A 22,064-nucleotide genomic window follows, 5' to 3' on the forward strand; every position below is an offset into this window, starting at 1 on the left:
ATAGCACGTGCGGTATCGACTCACATGGTTTCCATAGCCTACCTCGTTCCGGGGACGGGACTCCCCGACGAGGAGAAGCAACGCCGTGAGACGGTCGCGAACGACCTCGTTCCAGCGGACGTCTCCGTCATCGCGGCCGAGGACGGACCGAAATCAATCGAGAGCACAATCGAAGAGGAGTGGGCGGTCACCGGTCTCGCTCGCCTCGTCGACCGCCATGAGGACGAATTCGACGGGTTCGTCATCGGGTGTTTCGGCGACCCGGGTCTGGCCTCGCTTCGAGAACTGACTCGGACGCCAGTCGTCGGCCCGGCCGAGACGGCGTTCCATACAGCCGCCCAGGTCGCAGACACGTTCGCCTGCCTAGACATCCTCGATGCGACCGAACCCCAGACCCACAGGATGCTCCGCGAGTACGGCCTGAGCGACCGCGCCAGCGTCCGAGTCGTCGACGCGCCCGTCGGCGACATCGATCACGACTCCTCGGATCTCATCGACCGCATGATTCGCATCGGGCGGGTCGCCGTCGAAGAGGACGGTGCCGACGCTCTCGTCCCGGGGTGCATGAGTCTCGCGTTCATGCAGGCAGGCGACGAGATCGGTGAGGAACTTGGCGTGCCGTTCGTGGACCCGGTCGCCATCTCGCTAGAGACGGCAACCACGTGGGCCAGACACGGCCTGACTCACAGTCCGACGACCTACCACCCGGCCCCGCGGGAGAAGTTGGGCGGGTTACTGGACCGGTCGCCCCCCGTCGACGCCGACGACTGATGAGCGACCCTGGCGCAGGCCTCGTGGACGAGTTATCGGCCCTCGCAGCACAATTCGGGTTCACCCTCGACGACCCCAAGGGTGCCGCACGGGCGGCGCAGGACAGCGAGTCATTACTGGAGCGTCTCGACGACGTCGACGACCCGGACCCGCCCGAGCGCGACCACTGGGACCCAGAATCGGACCCGCTCGGTGCGTGGCTCACGAGATGCGAGGTGAGGCGGTCGTCGGAGGGCCGCCTCGCGGGCTGTGACGTTGGGATCAAGGACAACATCGCGGTCGCTGGCGTCCCGCTGACCTGTGGGTCGAGGCTGCTGGAGACGCACGTCGCACACCGGGACGCGACCGTCGTCGAGCGGTTGCTCGACGCGGGTGCGACCGTCACTGGGAAGACGAACATGGACGAGTTCGCGGTAGGCGAGGACGAACGCGCGATGCGATTCACGCTCGCGCGGAATCCGCACGACCCCGACCGCCAGCCGGGCGGGTCCTCGTCGGGGAGCGGGGTCGCGGTCGCGACCGGCGCTGTCGACGCCGCACTCGGGAGCGATACCGCAGGATCGGTCCGGTATCCAGCGTCGTGGTCCGGCGTCGTCGGGTTGAAACCGACGCGTGGACTGGTCCCGACTAGTGGATTCGTCCACTTCGCGCCGACGCTGGACACTATCGGAGTGCTGGCCGACAATATCGAGACGGTTGCCGATGTCCTCGTGAGTATCGCCAACGACGAATGGGGAACAGCGGACGTCAGTCCGGATGACGTAATCGCTGCTGCCGACGGTGCGACGACCCCTGACCCATCGGCATTGACCGTTGGAGTCCCTGACGCCCTGTTCGGGCGCGGTGGCGAGGTCGACGACGTCGTTCGTGCGGCCCTCGAGGAACTGGCGGACGCGGGCGCGGTCGTCCAATCGGTGTCGATTCCCGACTTCGACCTCGCGATTCCAGCCTGGCACGCTATCGGGACGGTCGAGTTCGGCGCGTACATCGGCGGAGCTGCCACGGGGTGCGGCCTCGATGTCGACCCGATGCCGGCGCTCTGGGACGCGCTGGCGACGGCGCTCGATGAGCGACCGAATGACCTCGGACCGGTCGTCCGCGAGCAACTGATGGGGGCAGCGTACCATCGGAGCGAGCACCGCGGTCGGTACTACGCGAAGGCACAGCTGGCGCGCCGACGCGTCGCCGAGGGCGTGGCGGCGACGCTGTCCGACGTGGACGTACTGGCAGGTCCAACCGTTCCGAACCTGCCTCCCAAGTGGGGCGAGGACGTGGCACCACTGACCGAGGCGGTGGTCAACACTGCCCCGTTCAATCTCACCGGACACCCCGCAGTCAGCGTCCCGTGTGGTGCGGTCGATGGTCTCCCCGTCGGACTCCAGTTCATCGCCCCGCGATTCCGGGAAGACGTCGCACTCACCGCGGCCGGCGCGTGGACCAGCGTCCGAGACACGTAATAAGGCGCCCGCGACCGCCTGCTCCACTCGCCGCCCACCGCATCGTCCTCGACGTGGCGTCGCTACCGGTCTCCCAATAACAGCGAGGATACCTGCTGACGCCTGGAGCGCATGCATTTCCCGGCAGCCTGCTCGCTACTGCAGGCAGGCAGACCGGAATGATTGGTCGCGAGCGCCGCGGAGGAAGCATACGAGGAACGTGGTGTCCAGCGAGTCCTTGAGACCGATGATGGGTGCCGTATCGCTGTCTTCAATCAGCAAGTGATCGATGACTGGTTCTCTCTGAGGGGATTCGCCAGCGGAGCGAATGGTATCTCGATTCGGGGAATCCTGTGGTCGAACTCGTGAGCCCAGAAGATATCTTCCTGTTCTGAGCGGTTGCCGAACTAGACCGTATCTGATTGTCGGGGGTTCCTAGGATTCCGGGAGTTCGCCTCTGCGTCCACGGTGGGTTTTTCTCGCCCCTACGGGGTGCGGGGCGCACTGTTGTGTGTCGCGTTGAATGAAATGACTATAGGAGACGAACTCCAGAGGCTTGGAATCACTGCATCGAATCGCGTGCTGAAGCGGGCTCAATACGAGGCCTTCGAATTCTCCCTCTTCGAAGGCGATATCATCGTTCGGAATGCGAGCCACGCGAACCCGAGCGAGCACGAATACCGCATCACCATCCAGGATGGCCGTCCGATTCGGTGTTCATGCCCAGCTGATGCGCACTACAAGGGCGCGTGCAAGCACCGAGTAGGAGTGGCGCTCCGGCGTCCAATCCTTGAGGCTGCGAGCGAAATGCGCGTACTCACGGATGGCGGACAACCCCCAGTCTCTCAATTCGATGCACCCGAACTCGATAATGAAGAGTGTGCGTGCGCTGACCTCCACGAGGACATCCCGTGCTGGGAGTGCGTGCGCACTGGCAAGCGCAGCCTCCCCGAGTGACACCGAAACTGGGTAGGACTGTCCTGCTTCGTGCGATTTGTCGTCGCGGGATTGAGTAGCAAGTGGTCCACAGGTGGTTCGTATCGCCTCACATCTGGTAGCTACATTTAATCTGGACTGCCGGAAGGTGGACGTGATAATCTGGCCGGTCTCGCCCTCAGTGGTCTATCTGGCAGGGGCCGAGAACCAGCAGCCAGCAAGCACTACCGATCACATGGATTCCGCCAACAACACACCAACCACTCAGGACGACTCAAACCCAGTCCCGCTCTCGAATCAACTACTGCTCTCGAATCAACTCACGCGCTCACTCGGCTTCACCGCCCTCGGAATCATCGTATTCTCTCAGCCGGTGCTCGCCCAGGATGTCGGGGCGGCGTTCTGTCAGACGAGTCTCGCTCAAACCATCAAGAACGTCTTCACACTCATCCAGTTCGGCGGCCCACTCGTCGGCGGCGTCGTCGCACTCGGCGCAGCCGTCCTGACACCAGTCGTGAGTCGGGTTGACCTGAAGAAGGAACTCAAGGAAACGCGTAACCAAGCTCTCGTCTGGGGTGTTCTAGTTGCACCACTGGGCACGGCACTCCTGCAATTCCTCCTGAATAACGTCGTCGCGGGTGGCGCAAGTTGCACCTTCTAACCCATCGCATAGTCATACTCCTCGTCCTCGCCCTCACCGTCATCTCGACGACAGCCAGCGCTACAACCATCCGAGTAAGTCCTCACAACCCGGAGGCAACCAACGCGGACGCCTCTGGGTTGGATACTTTCGGTCAGTCCCCTACTCCGCGAGAACTGGATTCACTAGGACCTCCGGTTCCGGATCCGGAGTACGGGATCGAGAACGAGACGTTCTACGCGCTCTGGTCAGGGGACACCGACAACACTGAGAATGAGGATGTGAGTGGACTGGGTTTTGATTTCGAGGAGAACATGCGGGAGCTCGCGTCACGGACGGACATTCCATTCGATGCGCCACCCCCTGCTGTCGAGGTCTGGAATACTGGTGAACACCAAGCCTTCGATGGCCGGGACCCCACGCAGTCACTGTACCCCCGGGGAGTCGAACGCGAGCACGGCCAGTACGTTCGCGACGCCTACGTCGAACTCTTCACGATTACGCCATCGACACGCGTCATCGAAGGTACCGAACAAACACTCCTCGTCCCTCTATCGGGGAGTGTTCGGGGAATCATCGATTACCGAGTTCGCTTACCTTCACGAGTTTCGACGAACACGACCAGACGGAGGGCACGCCTCCTCGGCCACGAAATCAACTCGACACAACTGCTCGTCGACGGCACCCCAGTCGCGAATACAACGAGAACACATCGACCCAGCTTCTCCTACACAGGCCTCGACGACCCAACCAGACAATCAAATCGGCATGTCATCGGGCTGAGCGCGCGTATCTCGGCGCTCGTTGAAGTCCGTGAGTCGACATGCATAGCGTCGAATTCGAGTGGAGCCTGTACTAGCTGGGCGACGAATACGAGCACGAAACGCGAATCCATCATCGTCAGCACTAGCAAGGAGGTCGAAGTTTCAACACCCCGTGTAGTCGGTGAGCGTGCTCGCTTCCCGGACGACACGCAGGGTTTCAGTCTCGAAATCAGTGAGCCGTGGGCGGCGATCGAATCACCAACGGGCGTGATTCGGAGTCGCTGGAAATTCTTCACCATGCGTCCACCCAACTGGACGTCGTTCACGCAAGCAACCACGAGTGGACGCGAGCACATTGACGCACCCGTCCAGCCACTCAACACGTACGCGTACCCGAGTACACGAGGCGCACGCTCAACAGAGGAATGGAGTGGGCCAAGCCTCGAAGCGATTAGTGGCCCAGAACTCAACTCACCGAGTCTCCCTGTGAATGCCGCGTTTGGAGTGCCAACAGAGGCCTATACGCGCGCCGACCACGTCGTACTCAACTCGGAGTCACCCAGAGAATTCGAGGGCAGTATCCGGACGCTCATCGCGAACGAATCACTCCCCATTCACACCGAGGACCTCCCAGTACGCGAGATCCAGGAGACGACCCTCCAAATACATGTAGTGGAGCACACGGCCACAGAGACAATCCTTGACGTCACACTCACTGAGACACTCACCGGGGAGCCTCTTCCAAGCCGTGCGGGGACGCTCACAATCGAGGACACTCCCGTAGGGATTCCACGGTCGGGAGACGCCCGAGTGCGGATTCCCCGTGAGGACGGCGTGATAACCGCGCGCTTCGAACCAACTGAGTGGTGGGACACCACAGCCACCACAGACCGCAAAGAGACCACAGAGAGAACCGAGGATCCTCCAGCATTTGGCGCGAGTGCGGACCGCGTCTACGCTGAGGCAACCAGCCTCGACGTCCTCGGTGTCGCTTCTGGCGTGGTCCTCCCAGTGAGCGTGTTCCTCCTGGGCGTGTTCGTCATTGATCGAATCACGGGATGGCGTATCTGGCCGCCCTGGCGAGGCCTCTAATGCGCACCCAACACCACGCAGTAAGCGAGAACGAGATTCCCGATCTAGGCCTGGCGTTCTGGGTGTCCCATTGGAGTCCCGTGACGGGATTCGGTCTGGGGGTGCTCTGATTGCCGTCGATTCGTGACGCGATTGTTGGCGCGCTCACGGAATTACTGCGCGTGCTCTTCGAGCCGATCACGGGCATCATCGAGGAGTACGCCAATGACCTCCTGGACGTCGTTGTATCGACGCCGCGTCCAGACACTGTTCTTGGGGCACCGGGGAACGAGCCGTGGCCTGAACTCCACGCGTACTACTGGGATGCGATCATTCCGATTTCACTGTTGGTATGGGCGCTCTCCGTCGGACTCGTGATCATGTTGGAGGCGACGGGCCACCTCTTCAGTGGATACCATCAGACGCGATTGAAGAAGCGCGTCTTCGCCGGCCTTTTGGGGATTCTATCGTGGTGGTGGCTCGCCGCGTTCTCCCTACGATTCGTCAGCGCACTCACTGGGATTCTCCTCCCGGACCTCTCCTCGGTCACACTCTTCGAGACACTATCGTTCTCGGGGATGGGCGTACTCGGCCTCGCCATCTCCCTGACGGTGGATTTCGTGTTGTTCGCGCTGATCGCGGTCATCTACTTCGTGCGCCGAGTCACCCTCTACCTCTTCGTGTTGATGATGCCACTCCTCATCGCCCTCTGGGTACCAGGCGTCGGACCATTCGCGCTCGTCTCCCGATTCATGACCCGGCTCGCAGGATTCTACATCCCGTTCTTATTCATGACCCTCCCAATCGCCCTCCTGTTCCGACTCGGCGGTATCCTTGGAGGGAGTTTCTCACTCTCAATGGGCGGTATTGGAGCGTGGCTGACCGCGCTCGTCATTCCACTGGTTGCGGTGCTCTCACCGTTCGTGTTGGTGTGGCAGGCGAGCGCGCTCTTCTTCGTCGGTGGCCGCATGGCCCAGCACACCTCACGCCAGACCGCCGGTCGACGCGTCGATGGTGCGCGAACCCTTGGCGCAACCACTCACCGGGGCGTTCGGAATGCTCGGGCCGGGGTTCGCGGTGAGCCCGCAGTCGGCGGGAGTGGCCAATACTTGCTGGATTCGAGTCAGTCACGCGCGCACTCATTCGGCTCTGCGGTAAGCGAATCGAGTTCTAGCCTCAGAGACTCGCTTCGAGGCAGTGCTTCGAGAGCCCGTGGTGGGAGCTCGGGGAGTTCGAGTGGGGATGGTCAGGCTGAGATTTCGTTTCCAGCGATGGATGCGCGCCGAGACCCAGCTCAAACGAGACGGAGTAGGGCAGAGAGCGAATCGGGTTCTGAGCATGATGCGGGCGGGCGGAATACCTAGGTGATTGAGATTATGACACCAACTACTGACCCGGGCAAGCGCATTCCGAAGTCACTGAACACCGAAGCAAACCTGATCGGGTCCTACACACTCACGGACGCCGCAGTAGCACTCACACCCGGCGTTATTGTCGTGCTCGGCTTCCAATGGCTAATCCCACCAGGCCTAGGATTCTCACTCGCAGGCTACTCGTTCACGCTGAGTATGCTCACACTCCCCCTCGCGGCTGTCGGAGTTCTCCTCGGTGGTGTGTTCGTGCTTTTGACGCCGTCGTATACGTCGAGTCTCGGGTGGCTACAGGCCGCACTCGGATTCCACCGCGGAGAGCGCGAACTCGACTTCGAGATGGCATGCGGGGAGACGCGCTTCGAACGCGCGCACCTGCACCGGAACGCCATAGAACGCCAGGACGGCGCCCTCATCGGGCTCGTCGAGGTGAGTGCGCCATTGCTCGCGTTGGCAACCCCGAGCGAGTGGGCGGCCCACACGAGGGCGTTCGCGGACTTCTGCAACACCACCCTCGAATATCCCATCCAAATCTACTCCACGACACGCGCATTCGATGTAGATTCGTATCTTTCGACGTACGAGGATAGACTCAGTGACCCTGACGTACTCGCGAATCCACGCCTGAGTTCGCTCATTGAGGGGTATATCGAGTGGTATGAGACCGAGCTCGCTTCCCGTGAGATGACGATACGCGAGCACTACGTCATCGTATCCGTTCACCCGGACTCACTCACGTTCGAATCGAATTCCATCCTACAGAAAGCGATCACACTCCCCCTCATTGGGGTGTTCGCTCGCGTACTCACCGGGGCGCGCGAACGAAACCGGAGTAAGGAGACCGCATTCGACGTGCTCGACGAACGCTGCCGAACCATTGCGTCCGGATTACGAGGAATCGAGGGTACGCACACTAAGCGAGTCGACGCCGAAACCGCAGTCGGCCTCCTCAGCGAATTCTGGGGAACCCACAACCACCCACGCACAGAGGATGGCGTTCTCCGAGAAACGCCACTAGTAACGCCACGAGGTCGTCAATGAGCCTTCGAGACAAGCTCGCAAACTGGCGTACCACCACCGCGAACACAACCACTCCAGAAGCAACCGATACCGAGACAGACGACCCCCGGGGAGACTCTACTCCAAGTCACTCCCCCACCAGCGAAGACTCCACGCGAATCCCGGAATGTGACGAGGATAGTTCAAGCTCAGAATCGGACTCAGAAGGCCTCGAGTATACGGTTGAACCGAGTCTCTCTAAGGAGTCTCTGGATTTCAGTGGCAGTCGCCACCAGCGGACGATCGTGCCGGGTGGCATCGAGGTCAACCCAACGAGTGTCCGAGTGGGGGAGTCTTGGGCGCGAACGCTCTGGATAGGAGAGTTCCCGGATGAACCACAGGACGGCCTCTTCGAAGCGCTGTACGCGAGCCCAGAATCGCGAACAACAGACATCTCACTCCACATCCAACCGCGTGAAACCGAGGCGACACTGAGCGCGCTCGAAAACCAACTCGAGGACCTCGAAGCCGATCTCGAATATCTCGATGAGAAGCGCCGTGCGAGCGCACGGGGTGTCCAGGCTGACTTCGAGGACTACCGCGAGCTCTACGACGTCCTCCGGAACACGCCAACCCGCGCCTTCGGCGTCTCGATGTACCTGGGCGTCCGCGAAGCTGACTCCGCGCATCTTCGGGGTGTGACGGACGCTGTCTCGAGTACAGCGCGGCGTGCCCCAACGAACCTTCTACCAATTATGCCGCGCTGGCAGCAACTCCCCGCGCTCCAGTCAGTGAGCCCGCTCGGCGTCGATGCACTCGCTGAGTCCATGGATACGACGACGCCGATGCTCGGTGGCGCCTTCGGCGCGATGTACCCCTTCGTTTCTGGTGCGTTCTCCGAGCCCGGAATCGAATACGGCACCTATGCATTGAATGAGAGTCCTCTGGTTGTGGATCGCATCGAGCGCGAAACCGGGTATTGCATGCTCGTCATCGGGCAACTCGGCGCGGGGAAATCCTTCTCGACGAAACTCCAACTCGTACGCCGAGCCATGTACGACTCTGATACGATTCTCGTGATGCTCGACCCCCTCGAGGGATTCGCGAGCGTCAATGAGGCGCTCGGTGGCGAACGAATCACTGTCGGGGGAACACGCGGATTCAATCCACTCGAAATCAAGGCTACACCCCCGCACATCATTCAGGATGTTCCAGACCTCGACCCCTGGGCTGAACAGGTCGCGTGGGTCCTCGGATTCTTCGAGACATTCTTCCGAGACGTCGCAATGAACCCACTGAATGGTCGCACCCAAACTCTGCGGCGGGCTATCCAGGAGACTTACGAGGCTGCTGGCATCACTCGCGACCCTAGTACGCACGACGGAGCATCCCCGACAATCCGCGACCTCATCAACGTCCTCGAGGACTTACTTGAGGACCCTCGTCGATTCGGGTACGTAACCGAAGGAGAACAAGAAAACGTCCTGGAGGACGCCCAATCCTTACTGACTGACCTACGGCCGTCCTTCCGCGAAGGCGGGGACCTCAGTCATCTCGCACAACCAACGGAGTTCGACCTCGATGCACCCGTTTTGTACCTGGATTTGCATCAAGAAGAAGGCGCGCGAAGCCGTGGGGAGACGAGTCTCTTGATGCAGGTGTTGTTCAACGCGGTGTATGAGCGCGCGAAACAGACGAGTAAACGCGTCGTGTTTGTCATCGACGAAGCCCACTACCTCCTCAGCGAGGACGGCGCACGCTCATTCCTCGAAACAGCCGTAAGACACAGTCGCCACTACGACCTCTCCCTACAATTCCTCACACAAACCGGCGGAGAATTCGCACTCACCCCCGAGGCGAAGACGATCGGGCGGTTGTGTTCGATGACGCTCATTCACCGCGTCAACGAGGAAGCCAGCGAACTCGCCGAGTGGTTCGACCTGAATACTCGTGAAATCGAATGGGTCCAATCGGCGAAAGCCGGGAACGACGAAGACGGCTACTCCGAAGCACTCCTCGGTATCGACGGCGAAGGCTGGTTCCCACTCCGAGTCCGTGCAAGCGAGTATGAAACAACCGTTATCTCGAACCCGGATGCCCTCAAAGAGCACTCTGATTAACCCCCTTACCAGCCAGGGGGGATTCTCGCCCCGTTTGGGGATGGACTTGGTTTCAAGGCCTTGTTGAAACCCTCAAGGCGTGATATGTTTCTACATTCGCGTTAAATACGCAGCGCATATTCAGCAAACGGAGCTAGTTTACCGTTCCTCGATCAGTCCTCCCTCTCGGTCCACTTTTGGACGGCGTATACGAGAGCGGTGAGGGTGCCGATGAGGGTGGAGGTGATTCCGAATCCGGGCGTTGTTGTGCTGGTCGTCTGTGTGGCCGTCGACCCAGTGGATTTGGTCGCGGTGGGTGATGTCGTCTCTGTGTCGGCGTTGCTACCAGTGGGTGTTGTGGTCGTTTTCGGGGATATGAGGTCGGCAGCGCGGGGAGTTGTCTTTGTGTTGCCGATGAATCTGAGGATGTTCCGGGCTTGGACTTCGAAGTTGAACCGGAGTTCGGTGAGAAGCTTCTCACTGGTGTGAACGACCACCGCGCCGTCTCCGCGTCGACTGACCGCGGAGACCGGGTAGGCGTTCGGGTCTTCGTCGGCGTCGCGCACCGTGTTCGGTTTGGACTGGATCTGGACGGTGACGTCGTCCCCGAGATTCGTGAGCGTGCAAGCGTGGGACATCCAGCCCTCGTCGAGAATCTGGTAGGTGATGGGGGTCCGGTAGGCGGCGGGTTCGGTTCGGATCGAGTTGTCGTCCCACATATCGAGCGTGTAGATCTTCCGTGGATCGACGGTGATTTCGAAGCGCTCCGTGACACGATTGATGGACTCGTCCACCGATTCACTCACCACGACACCGAGACGACCCCCGGCTTCGACGAACCGCTCCAAGGTCGCCAGCTCACCCTCGGTAAACGTATAGTACTGGTCTTTATACGGGAATGCCGGACCGATGAGAACGCCGTCCAGCCCGTCGAGTTGCTCGGGTGTGAAGGCGGTGATTTCGGCGAAGGACAGCTCGTATTTGGCGCCGTACTTCTCCCGGAACTCACGTAACCCATCGTAGGTTCCCACCGGGTCCTGACCGTTACCACTATAAATTCCGATATGTAGTGTCTTTTGGGCCGGGGTGATCTGAGATTCGGCGCGCTCGGCGTTCTCGATTGCGCGATCGAACTGGCCAGCGCCATGGGCGAGGTTTGCTTCGTATATCGCCGCCTCCCCGATGGCGAGGGGGATAGATCGGCCATTCGCCGAGACGTCCTCCAGGGCGTCCGAGGCACGATCAATCGCCGTCTGCGCCTCCGACTCCGTGGCGTCCGTCGTCCGTGTCGCGGTTTTGAACCGGACGACCCCCCAGACATCGACCTCCGGGACGGTCACCGAGACGTACTCGCCATCGCGGTGGCTTGTTAACGGTACAGGGTCGGCGGTCGGTGCTATCAGGTCGACAGCATGGACTGCACCCTCCGTGTCGTGGAGTGAGAGATCGATATCGGTGACCGGGTCGATGGCGTCGGTGTCCGAGTCGTAGTCGTAGTTCACCAGATGGACGTTCAGCCACCCATCGTCGGTCTCGATTACTTCACAGCTCAATGTCGGCGGCCCATCAACCGTGACGAGTGGTGATTCCAGGGAGGTTTCGAGGGCGTCCCCTGCTGTCGCGGTCTCTCCGTCCGCTGCCCGGCTGCCCGCCTCGGTCAAGTCTCGTACGCCGTCCAAACCTGCGAGGTCGTCGTCCCGGGGCCGGTAGTACTCGTCGTGTGTCCCCAGATTGCCCTCAATGAGCGCGGTTCCACCCTGTTCCACGAACGTCCGAACCGCGTCGATCTGCGCGTCTGTCAACGCATCGGCAAATGGGAGGACCAGCGTCTGATATGAGGAAAGCCGTTCGAGGGTGTCTGTGTCGTCCCAGAGCTCAGGGTGACCGAAGATTACCATGTCAGTCGGAATCTGGCGTTCACGTGCAGCGCGAACCCACCCATCTACACGTTTTGCCTCCTGGTCGCCGCGGCACCCGATGAATGGCCGCAGTTGACCTAATAAGGTTGGAATACTATACACGACCGCGACGTCACTGTTGGGGGCCCCACGGAGATCTTGTCTGTGAAGCCAGAGGAAATCCGCGAGAGGGCGGAGGGCTGTCGGGACCGATCCGGAGTCAGGATTCATCCACATGAGCGCAACACTGTCCGGGGGGAGGCCATTCCAGCCGTCGAGGTCGAGTTGACGCGTGGAGCCATTGGCATATACTTCGGCGAAGTTGAGCGTCTGCAGGGTCGGATACTGTTTCCCGGGGTCAAGTGTCCCGGTCCATCCGCCGGTGCCGTAGAATCCGTGTTCAACGGCGGGTTTCTCGACTGTCTGCGCCATCGCTGCGACCAGCTTGTGCGTGGCCGTTCGAATGGAGGCGAGATACGCGTTGCCGGTGGCTGGAGTACGCCCGGGAATCGTAATTGGATTCTCTACTTCAATTAGGTCGTAGACCTGACTCAGGAGTATGGCTGCGTTCGATTTTGTGGAGATGACGCGAGTTTGTTGATTGCCGAGAGTGGTTAGTGGCGATTCGACCTGGTCGGCGGATTTGTGACCCCGCGCGCGGTAGGATTTGTAGTACTCCAAGATACGGCGGTTCTCCATGAGTCGGAACTCGTATAGAACCGGGTCGTGAACGACGTCTTCCTCTGTTTTCGTGCCGGTTTCAACGTCCCGTTGGATGGCTTGGGTATAGGTCTGGATGTCGAATTGATCGATGTTATCGACGTCTAGACGTGCCAGTCTAGCGGGTGGTAATTTTCGTAGATATTCCCGGAATGCGCGTTGTGCCCAGACTGAAAAGTCGCCGGTCATGAGGTTGCTGGCATCAGATGCTAGATCCATTTCGGTGGCGTTCGCCCCGTATAGGGGTGCGTGTTCGTGATTTGTGAGGTGGTATGTGGTTGGGCCCGGGGCATAGAGTGAGACGGAGTACGCGGCGGTATTCCCGATTTGCATGTACCGTCTGGTATTGTTGGTGAAATCTCGAGCTGTAGATACATGGAGGGGGTGTTCGGCGGGTGAGCCATCTGGAGCCGGCCATTGTTTGGTTGCGGGGAGATCGTAGAGGTAGCCAGACATTTGATTGTCTGCTGGCCGCTGGTCGAGTGGCACGTCGTAGGGCATCCAACCGAATCCAAGGGAGGCAGGAAGTGCGAGGGACGCAGCGATATCCATACCATCTCTGGCGGTTTGGGGGACACTCGTTTCAAAGAAAAACGGGTCACCGCTCATCGCGGTCGTGTATCGCTGATTCCAGAAATCGGGATGGAGCTTCAGGATTTCAGTCGCCAACTCCGTGCGACTAAGGTCTGGGACGCCCGCGTCTGTCCCGTATGTATAGCTCATTCCATGGCCGATGGTGATATGCGGGTCATCGACGGCCACCCGCGTCGAACCGGTTGGGACAGGTTCTTCCCGCCAATGTTCGGTGGGGTCTGTCGCAGCCACCGAGCCCGACGAGAGTGTAGTTAGTGATACGCCAGGTAGAACCCCCAGTGTGCGAAGAATATCGCGTCGTGAGAACTTCACACCCCGACCACGAAATCCAATTATATATACATTATCCCACAGTCACTATCCGAGTCGTAGAAACCATCACGGCACGGGCTGGGTCCAGTCGATACGCTCACTTTCGAAGGGATTGGCAAATACCGATGGTGGGCCCCACTGCCCGGTTGAAGGTTATATCCGACAATCCAATATAGCCGGTTTTCAGATGTTCCCATCGAGGTTGCTGAATACACGCTCTATACTCAGCAGCTCGTTTCTCGCGGATCTTTGACGGTGCGTTTCCGAGAGTGGACCACTCTCGGAAGCCACCTCGAGAGACTGCTTCCAGACTGTTCGAGGACTGTCTGCTGAATACATCGCGCGTATCTAGCACCGGGATCACACAGAACCCTGCTGAGCAAATGGGTCAAGTAGTGTGTCGATTAATCCCGCGCGAAACGGCCTCCTTCCATCCAGAATAGGTTCTCATCACTCACCTGAATACTGCAGTCAATGCTCGCTGCTCTCCCTCTAAAGGAAACAGCGAGAGTTCAACGGGTCACCTGACCCGTGGGTGAATCGCGTACGCTCGCCTAATGTTCATTCTGTTGCACGAATGATTCGTGTGAGGTTCAGCAAGACCACGCTGACCGGAACGCGAGTGTGAACGTGGCGTGGCGAGCGTGGGCAAAACACGCTGGTGTAGATGTTGAATCGGTTAATTACCGGACTCGCAAAACCCAACCATTTGTTCGGAAGGTGAGCCTGTCTGGGTCGGGGCGCTCTGTAAACCGCCCATCCTCATCCCGCGAAGTCGCTTCGCGTGGAGTGCTATCGACGTAGGCTGAGGGAACTACAAAAGCCACGTGTCACCCTACCCGTGGTTGTTTACCCGGTCTATTACTTTGCCCGTCAGCACAAACATCGAACAGATATGGACGGGAGTAACGGAGACGAAGGCGAATCGGAACCGCCCAACGACCACGACGAGACGACGAGAACAACGACGAAAGTTCTCACGGCGCCAACAGCCGAAGATGCAAGTGGATTCGGCTTATCGATGGTACTCCTCACGGGAGTATTGCTCGCACTCGCATACTACGGAACCCAAGCGGTGGCCGACGAGGGGTTAGGGCAGGCGATTCCTCCACCGTTTTATCTACTCGCGCTTGCGCTCGTATTCGTGCTCGAACTGTCGCGGAGCCGGTCCACGAACGCGCAAGGGCTAGCTCGCGCAGTCGGAACGACTGCGGTTTACGGAACGCTGGTCATCCTCGCGCTCGAAGGTGGCGCGTATCTCTGGGAGAACCCTGAGGTCGCACTAGACGAATGGGCTGGAATAGCCGTACTGGCTGTTTCGCTAGTCGTGGTCGCGCTTGTATACGTCGTCTACTTGTCCGCTCTTCAGACGGAGTAATGGTGCACAGGAGGGGCGCGTATACGCCGTACCCCTTCCACTGGCGACCTTCCTAGATACTTCCCGCACTGGGAACTCTAAGTAGAGTCCCTCAGACCCGCGCTCGTCTCCCTAATTGATTCCGCCCGGATTTTATCGCGCCCAGAATGGCCTGGCGGCGCGCTCACAACACCACGAATGAGCCACGCCAGAACTAGAATAATGACCAACAATCGACCATCGCACTCGAAATACACCTACCAAGGACTCCTCGAAGCAGCACGAGAACTCGGAGACGAACTCGGTCGCTCTCCAACCACCCAGGAAGCGGCCAACGACGACCGGTTTCCGAGTATCGCGACAATCTACAAAATTGCAGACAATGGCTGGCTCGCCATCCTCGAAGATGCTGGCCTCAAACCAACCCAAGTCCGAGAATACGGCAGCGAGGAAGCCCCTCGGATCTGTGCTGACCTCCACCGTGTTCTCGAACGCGTGGACACGCCGTACCTTACGCATCGACAATACGACGACCACGGAACATACCCCACGAGCGTCGTCAAGGAATACTTCGGCTCCTGGCGGAACGCCTGCAACGAAGCAGGCATCTCACCCGGCGAAAAACACGGCACGCACTGTGAAGGCCCCAATGGAGAGATACTCGAAAGTCGGCACGAATTCGGAGTTGCAAGTCTTCTCACTAACGTCGGAGTGGATTACCGAGCACACCCCAAGGTCGAGGACACTCCCTGGACTGCAGACTTCTACCTCCCCGCATCTGATGTCTGGATCGAAGTCGATGGCTACCACGAGGACTCCCGGCCAAACAAAGCCGGATTCGCTGAGAAACTCGACTACCTCAAACAACACAACAACACGGTCCTAATCGTCAAGAACGCGAACGAACTCCGCATCGCTCTCAAAGAGTACGGTATCACTCGCTAGGATACCGACCACCTCTATTTGGACTATAGTAACCCGACACGCTAAAGGCCATCCCGCGGAAAACTCCATTTACAGGGCCCTTAGCTTAGTCTGGTTGAAAGCCCCCGGCTCATAACATGTCATCGCCCTGTCGTGTGGCGGGACTGTGGGTCACCGGGTGAGCGGTGGTTCAAATCCGCCAGGGCCCATCCACCCCCTCGGCGGTTCTTACTTATGCCGAAACACGGGAAGAGAAAACTCTAACTGCCGAGAACGCCACTCACGGGATTCTCGGAAACACGCCTCTGAGCGGTACTTCAACTATCGACTGGTCGGGGGTCGCCGCAGTCTTGCGAATACCCCAATCGAAACTACGGGGTGGGCCGCGTGACGCTCGACGTCCGCGAGGTTCCGAGTCAGGACTTCACCACCCTGACTGCGTGCCCGGCCTGCGCTCTACGCGCTATGGCGGGAGGCGGGAGTCACGTACGACATCCGGAAGGAGGACTCGCACGCCTCCCGGTTCCTAAGTCGTATTCATGACGTCGAGGGACAGGTTCTCGCCATCATCGACGAAGTGCACGTCCTAGAGGACTACGACACCCTGCAAGCTCTCTGAGTGGCGTCAAACGTAACGTTGGTCCTGGTGTGCCTGGACGAGGAACGGCTTTTTGCCGGGTCCGACCAACAGCTTCAGAGTCGATTCGGTCCCGCGCCGAAAGTCCATCTCAGTCGGTTCAACACGGACGAGATGATGTCGATTCTCCACGGCCGCGTCGACGTAGGGCTCCGTCCAGACCTCGTCGAAGACGACGTTTTAGCGCATATCGCGGACCTCGCTGCCGGCGACGCCCGGGCAGGCATCGCGTTGCTCCGGAATGCAGCCGAACGGGCCAGCGCGAGAGCCTCGGGACTATCACGACTCGGATTGTCGACGAGGTAGAGACCGAGGCCTACGACGACATGCACGCGAACCGCATCCAGGAACTTTCAGACTCGGGTGAATCGCACGCCAGAGTTAGTCTAAATATTCTTCTTGTCTGGATTTCTTGAGGAGTGCTTGAGTAGCCCTCACTTCGTACTCCCTCAGCATCGAATCGACTTTGTTTCCTGTGAACACCCCGCCCTTTCTTAGTGAGTAAACTTCCGCATCATCGTCGTATCCGTCAGGATCTGAAACTTGACGGATTACGCCGATGTAGTCCCACCAACCGATTAGCTCACCGGCACGCTCTGATGCATTGTTTCGGTTGATGCTACCTTGACGCCCTTTGAGGAACTGGAGTAACTCCTCGTTACTGAAATGGAACGTCTTCTTGTCACCATCCTCGTCACGCTGATTGTGCAGATAGGGCGGTAAATACTGGTAGATTCGCTGGTGGTGGGAATCGTAGAACAGATCGATTCCGAGATGTTTGGTGTCGGCTAGCTCAACGCCCTCAGAGAGGAGTGTGGTTAAATCCCCATCTGGACTGTGACCAGTCCAATCGACCCCCTGAAAATCACTCACGAGCGAAACCGTTTCACGGTCGCCACTCACCAGCTCCCAAATAGAAACCGGCCAGTGGTTGCTACTTTCATCAAATTCTTCGACTAGATTCTCCGGAGTGACCTTCGAAATTGCCACCGCACCTTCGATTTCGTCCTGATTGATTACTATTGAGAACTCTCGTTCGATGCTTCTCAACTCGGATTCGACGTAATCACAGAGGTTCTGGATTCGCTCGTAGGTCCTACTGGCGTTCTCGTGCTGGACGACCGCCAGTACGACTTTAGTACCGTCAGACTGGCTGTGGGCTATGAATAGGTCTGCGGGGCCGTCTTCATGCTGATCGAACGAGAGAGAGCCCGCCAGGTCCCACTGAGACTCCAAGCTCAGAGCTCCTCTGACTTGGAATGCTGATGTTAGAGTTGCTCGGAGAACGAAACGACGATTGTGTAATTCAACCTCGTTACGATAATCGGTTATCGCAGATTCAAACTCCTCGTCGTCTTCGCCCAGTTCTTTGATGCCGTCGAGTACTTGTTCTTGTTCCGCATCGGTTGCCTCCTCTTCAAACTCGTCTCGCCGATTCTTCCAATCCCTCGCCTTACCACGTAGTGTCATTGTTCACCCTCCACGTCAGAAACAGATGCTACCATCGCTGCACTGTTGGCGTTTTCATGTACTGCGGTGAGTACGCCGAAGAAGGTCTCTAGTTCCTCTTGTTCTGCCCGTGGAAAAATGCGTAACGCGTCAGCATCACCCCTTATATCGAAATAGAGCTGTTCTTGTTGGTGATACGCAGTTGCTGAGTAGTAAAGTGGGTCAGCTTCAAGGTACGTGTCAACCGGAATGTAGCCTTGCCGTGTGAACGCATCGAAGGCTGCCCTAATCTCTTCGATAGTGAACTCACTGTCGCCCTCGTTCTCTTCACCTCCCGGTATAATCAGCGCCGGTGTCGATTGCGAAACCCTCGTGTCACTGTGTCCAACGGTGACTAAGGTGGCCTCAGTTTCATCGTATGCCCGTTTAACGTCTAGCGTTTCTTCGATAATCGGCTGGACTACATCTAGCATCTTGGTTAGTTTTCCCTTCTTGAGCTTCAGAACCCCATTCCGGTCGATTTTAAATGCTAAAACGTTCCCATCACCAGAACGATACGGATACTTGACTCTGACCGAACTGATTAGAACGCCAAATTCGTCTCTCAGATCGGAGAGTGCGGATGCCGCATCACGTCCCCAATATGAGATTGTGCGTTTGTTGTCTGACTCCCTATTCGACCCGACCCTTGAACCACTCGTCCGCTTGAGAATTAATTCGTCAACATAAGGCGCCCCCGAATTTGTGAGTGTACTGTCTGAACTTCCGTCGGTGATATTATTGACCAGGTTTTCAATCCGGTAGGGCGAGACGTGCAGCCTATTCGTTTGAGGAGTCCGTCGCAAACCCTTCATTATCACATCGTCAACATACTTGCTCTTAGCCTCATCAGTATAGAAAATGAAGTAACCGGATTCGTCATCAGAATCCTCCTTTGACAAATATGCCCCAGAAGGGTCTTTGGGGCCTTCCGTTTCGTGATTCAGTTTTAATATCTCACCATACTCTTGTTCTATATACCAATCCGTCTCCCGACCAGATAGATTCTCAATAAGCTCAGAACGAGTTAGGTCGGTTACTCCTGGTATGATATGTAGGTCTCCGTGACAGATTTTGGGAAAATAGGAATTCAGGTATTGGTTAAAGTCATCCATACCCTCAAACGATGTCCTAATCGCCCCATCGGGGAATTCATTGTCATCATCTGGCTGTTCTCGGGGGACCTCAAAAACCGCCATACCACCAATCAGCAAGTATCCTATATTAAACTTGTTAGTAAAGACTTTGAATCATCTTATGAGGACAAGGTTTTGTAGATGGGGTCTCTTGATTCGGTAACATATGTCCTCCCCGGCTCAGTGTGCTTTTGATCCGGCTGATGAGGACACACCACGGGGGTATAGTCTGGACTGCCAGCTGGATGCATGGGCAGGTTCGTCTGAGGGCCTTTGTATCCTCCACGCGCATGAAAACCCTAAACCCCATGATATACTCCAGCAGGCGATTTCCGAGCAAACTCAGCCGGTAGTGAACGCCTCACTGAACGATATCAAGGACGGGTCCGACTTGGATTTCTCCGGGGCAGAGTTACCCGGCGCAGATTTCTCTAATTCCTCTCTTCGGGGTGTGAGCTTTGAAGATGCATTCTTGAAGAGCGCGAATTTTGTCAATTCAGATTTAAGCAGCGCTAAATTTATTGAAGATGCGGATTTGACCGGGGCAGATTTTACCGATGCATATTGTATTCAAACCAAGTTCTCTAAGAGTACTATTTCGTATGCCAATTTTGTAGACTCGACAATCATCGGCGGCCACCTGTCGTACACCAAGGCAAGACGAGCGGACTTTACTGATGCTGAAATAACGGATACCAGTCTTTTCCAGAGTGATTTACGGAATGTCGATTTTATAGACGCTGAGATTGGTGATTGTGCGTTTCAAGCCTCAAATTTAAGCAAGGCAGATTTCTCCGGTGCGACTGTAAGCCAGTGTAGTTTGGTAGATGCCAAGCTGACTGAAACTCGGTTAGCCAACGCTACACTCGATCAACGGAACGAGTACGGACGCCGCTTGTTATCTGAATATCAAGCAGACAGGCTGGCAGAGCCCAACTTCCTCGTAGATCTCTTCGAGCTACCACGAGTAGATGAACTCGGCTTTGGAGTAGAATCTAAACGACCACCGGGGGAGAATCAATCAGATCGGGGTATCACAGATTCCCCTCCTGATTCGCCATTTGAGCGGGTTAGTGAGCAAGACTACTGGTGGTGGAAAAGTAAGTCACTCGCCATCTCACGTTTCTTCCCTAGGCTTTTTGGGCAATTCAAGAGTTATGCATCTATTGTACGCAGTGGCTCCCGTCTGGATTCTTCTGACCAGCAGGATTTGCTTTCTGCGGCTGAAAATACCTACTCAGAAATTAAATCAGCTTATCGAGGGAGTGCATGGTCAAACCTCGCGCGGAATTTTAATATTAGGGAGAAAGAGGCAAGGAAAAAGAAGCTCTCCCCTCTTCGATCTTGGTTCCAGGACGCTCTGCTCTATCGAAGTATGCGACATGGAGAAAGTCCCGGCCAAGTCTTTAAGATTGGTTTGCTACTCTGGATTTTAGCGACATTCCTATTCCTCCATCTTGGAATCAGTACGGGAACCCAGACTACAATCCATCTGAGTCTTTCGTGGGACCTCAATATCGGCTTATTGGGTCGCTCTTTGCTATTCTCTCTGAGGAGATTATTTACTTTCTCAAACGGAGGATACGAACTCCTTCGGGGTCAATACTGGGCAACGGCGCTCTCAATTGTCGGTGCCTTGTTGGAAGCCGCGCTTGTGTTCACTCTTGGCCGACGTGCGGTGGCGTGAGACGGACTCGAAACCACCTTCGACGTATTTAGCGGCCGTTTGAATGATGATTTCGATTTCGTCGTCGGACAGCCCATAAGTCCGTAGATGATTTCTGACAGGGACGCGCGTTGATTACAAAACTAGCAAGCTCCTCTTCCGTTATCTCGTAGGTGTTCGCTCCGCCCGACTCCGCATTATTGTAAGAACATAGTTAGATATTTGCCCGTCCGCTTGACGTGGCCTATCATGGACGCAGCTGCTGCTCGAGAGAGCACAGGGGAAATTCTAGAGACGGTTCGAGCGGCGGTGATCGCGGAGGACCGGTTCCTAGAGGACGTGATGACCGCGTTGCTCGCCGACGGTCACGCACTCCTAGAGGACGTCCCGGGGACGGGGAAAACGTTGACCGCGCAGAGCTTCGCGACCGCACTCGGCCTTGAGTTCTCTCGAATTCAGTTCACGCCGGACCTGCTGCCAGCGGATATCACCGGGTCGAACATCTATAATGAAGCCGAGGGGACCTTCGAGTTCCAGCGCGGCCCGATTTTCTCGAACGTGGTGCTCGCCGACGAGATCAATCGCGCGCCGCCGAAGACGCAAGCTGCGCTCCTGGAAGCGATGGGTGAGGGCCAGGTAAGTGTGAACGGGACGACCCACCAGCTCCCGGAGCCGTTTTTCGTGATTGCGACGCAGAACCCCGTCGAACAGGAAGGCACGTTCGGGCTGCCCGAGGCCCAACGCGACCGCTTCATGGTCAAGACCAGTATGGGTTATCCGGAAATGGACGGTGAGCTGGAGCTCATCGACCGGCGCGCGAACCGCTTCGAACACGTCCCGAGCGTCGACCCCGTGTTATCTGGCGCAGGAACGGTTGCGGACCTGCAGCACGTCCCGGAGACCGTTGACGTCGAGGACCGCTTGCGCGAGTACCTGGTGCGGGTTGGGCGGTTGACCCGGAAGGATGGTCGCGTGGATGTGGGCGTCAGTCCACGCGGCATCCAGAAGCTCTTCGAATGCACGCGCGCCCGGGCCGCCTTCAGAGGCCGCGACTACGCGGTTCCCGATGACGTGAAGGAGGTCGCGGTGCCGGCGCTCCAGCACCGGTTGGTGCTCAGCGCCGAGGCGCAGGCCCAGGGTGTCGAATCCCGCCAGGTCGTCGTGGACGTCCTCGACGAACTCGAGGTGCCAGCCGTCGGCGAGGCACAGTGACCACACGCGCGAAATTCCCGGAACGAGAACGAGG

16 protein-coding genes, 1 tRNA gene and 2 pseudogenes are annotated in these 22,064 nt (G+C 57.9%); 16 read left to right on the forward strand and 3 right to left on the reverse strand.

Annotated elements, in window-relative coordinates:
* Positions 1-24 precede the first annotated feature (24 nt).
* The 9 genes and pseudogenes from LT965_RS09865 (at position 25) to LT965_RS09900 (ending at position 10,107) form a co-directional block, all read left to right on the forward strand.
* Positions 25-771: an aspartate/glutamate racemase family protein gene (locus LT965_RS09865; protein WP_232700631.1), complete on the forward strand. Its 747-nt coding sequence runs from the start codon at positions 25-27 to the stop codon at positions 769-771.
* A complete protein-coding gene (locus tag LT965_RS09870; protein ID WP_232700632.1) occupies positions 771-2,228 on the forward strand; it encodes an amidase family protein in 1,458 nt (485 codons plus the stop codon). The genes LT965_RS09865 and LT965_RS09870 overlap by 1 nt, the downstream gene beginning before the upstream one ends.
* Positions 2,229-2,408: 180 nt before the next feature.
* A pseudogene (locus LT965_RS16640) lies at positions 2,409-2,599 on the forward strand (hypothetical protein); the annotation flags it as partial.
* 136 nt (positions 2,600-2,735) lie between these two features.
* On the forward strand, positions 2,736-3,164 hold the full coding sequence (locus tag LT965_RS09875) for an SWIM zinc finger family protein (RefSeq protein WP_232700633.1): 429 nt from the start codon (positions 2,736-2,738) through the stop codon (positions 3,162-3,164).
* Between the two features lie 214 nt (positions 3,165-3,378).
* Entirely contained in the window at positions 3,379-3,804 is a 426-nt protein-coding gene (locus tag LT965_RS09880; RefSeq protein WP_232700634.1) for a hypothetical protein, read from the forward strand.
* Complete coding sequence (locus LT965_RS09885) at positions 3,792-5,639, forward strand: DUF8186 domain-containing protein (RefSeq protein WP_232700635.1); 1,848 nt, start codon at positions 3,792-3,794, stop codon at positions 5,637-5,639. Before LT965_RS09880 ends, LT965_RS09885 begins: the two co-directional genes overlap by 13 nt.
* Positions 5,640-5,749: 110 nt before the next feature.
* Entirely contained in the window at positions 5,750-6,982 is a 1,233-nt protein-coding gene (locus tag LT965_RS09890; protein ID WP_489886064.1) for a TrbL/VirB6 family protein, read from the forward strand.
* Entirely contained in the window at positions 6,983-8,029 is a 1,047-nt protein-coding gene (locus LT965_RS09895) for a TraC-like domain-containing protein (RefSeq protein ID WP_232700637.1), read from the forward strand. It abuts the gene before it with no gap.
* Complete coding sequence (locus tag LT965_RS09900; protein ID WP_232700638.1) at positions 8,026-10,107, forward strand: VirB4 family type IV secretion system protein; 2,082 nt, start codon at positions 8,026-8,028, stop codon at positions 10,105-10,107. The genes LT965_RS09895 and LT965_RS09900 overlap by 4 nt, the downstream gene beginning before the upstream one ends.
* A gap of 152 nt (positions 10,108-10,259) precedes the next feature.
* On the opposite strand, the gene LT965_RS09905 is transcribed toward LT965_RS09900, so the two are convergent.
* Positions 10,260-13,529: a type 1 glutamine amidotransferase family protein gene (locus LT965_RS09905; protein WP_232700639.1), complete on the reverse strand. Its 3,270-nt coding sequence runs from the start codon at positions 13,527-13,529 to the stop codon at positions 10,260-10,262.
* 645 nt (positions 13,530-14,174) lie between these two features.
* Here LT965_RS09905 and LT965_RS16645 point away from each other — a divergent pair.
* From LT965_RS16645 to LT965_RS09925, 5 genes and pseudogenes are all read left to right on the forward strand, one after another.
* Positions 14,175-14,414 (forward strand): annotated as a pseudogene (locus tag LT965_RS16645) (RNA-guided endonuclease TnpB family protein); the annotation flags it as partial.
* A gap of 91 nt (positions 14,415-14,505) precedes the next feature.
* On the forward strand, positions 14,506-14,988 hold the full coding sequence (locus tag LT965_RS09910; protein WP_232700640.1) for a hypothetical protein: 483 nt from the start codon (positions 14,506-14,508) through the stop codon (positions 14,986-14,988).
* Positions 14,989-15,189: 201 nt separating this feature from the next.
* On the forward strand, positions 15,190-15,912 hold the full coding sequence (locus tag LT965_RS09915; RefSeq protein ID WP_232700641.1) for a homing endonuclease associated repeat-containing protein: 723 nt from the start codon (positions 15,190-15,192) through the stop codon (positions 15,910-15,912).
* Between the two features lie 74 nt (positions 15,913-15,986).
* Positions 15,987-16,100: transfer RNA gene (locus LT965_RS09920), tRNA-Ile, on the forward strand.
* Positions 16,101-16,642: 542 nt separating this feature from the next.
* The gene (locus tag LT965_RS09925; RefSeq protein WP_232700642.1) at positions 16,643-16,834 is read left to right on the forward strand and encodes a hypothetical protein; all 192 of its coding nucleotides are present in this window, start codon (positions 16,643-16,645) and stop codon (positions 16,832-16,834) included.
* Positions 16,835-16,909: 75 nt separating this feature from the next.
* Here the strand turns inward: LT965_RS09925 and LT965_RS09930 are convergent, their stop codons facing one another.
* Entirely contained in the window at positions 16,910-17,998 is a 1,089-nt protein-coding gene (locus tag LT965_RS09930) for a hypothetical protein (protein WP_232700643.1), read from the reverse strand.
* Positions 17,995-19,215 carry a hypothetical protein gene (locus tag LT965_RS09935; RefSeq protein ID WP_232700644.1) on the reverse strand — a complete coding sequence of 407 codons (1,221 nt, stop codon included), beginning with the start codon at positions 19,213-19,215 and terminating at the stop codon, positions 17,995-17,997. Before LT965_RS09935 ends, LT965_RS09930 begins: the two co-directional genes overlap by 4 nt.
* A 103-nt stretch (positions 19,216-19,318) precedes the next feature.
* On the opposite strand from LT965_RS09935, the gene LT965_RS09940 reads away from it, so the two are divergent.
* Together LT965_RS09940 and LT965_RS09945 are read left to right on the forward strand one after the other, a co-directional pair.
* Positions 19,319-20,839 (forward strand): pentapeptide repeat-containing protein, encoded by a 1,521-nt coding sequence (locus tag LT965_RS09940; protein ID WP_232700645.1) that lies wholly within the window; start codon positions 19,319-19,321, stop codon positions 20,837-20,839.
* A 228-nt stretch (positions 20,840-21,067) separates the two neighbouring features.
* Positions 21,068-22,030: an AAA family ATPase gene (locus tag LT965_RS09945; RefSeq protein ID WP_232700646.1), complete on the forward strand. Its 963-nt coding sequence runs from the start codon at positions 21,068-21,070 to the stop codon at positions 22,028-22,030.
* The last annotated feature ends 34 nt before the right edge of the window (positions 22,031-22,064 follow it).

It is taken from the genome of Halobacterium wangiae (assembly GCF_021249345.1).
Classification (GTDB): Archaea; Halobacteriota; Halobacteria; order Halobacteriales; family Halobacteriaceae; genus Halobacterium; species Halobacterium wangiae.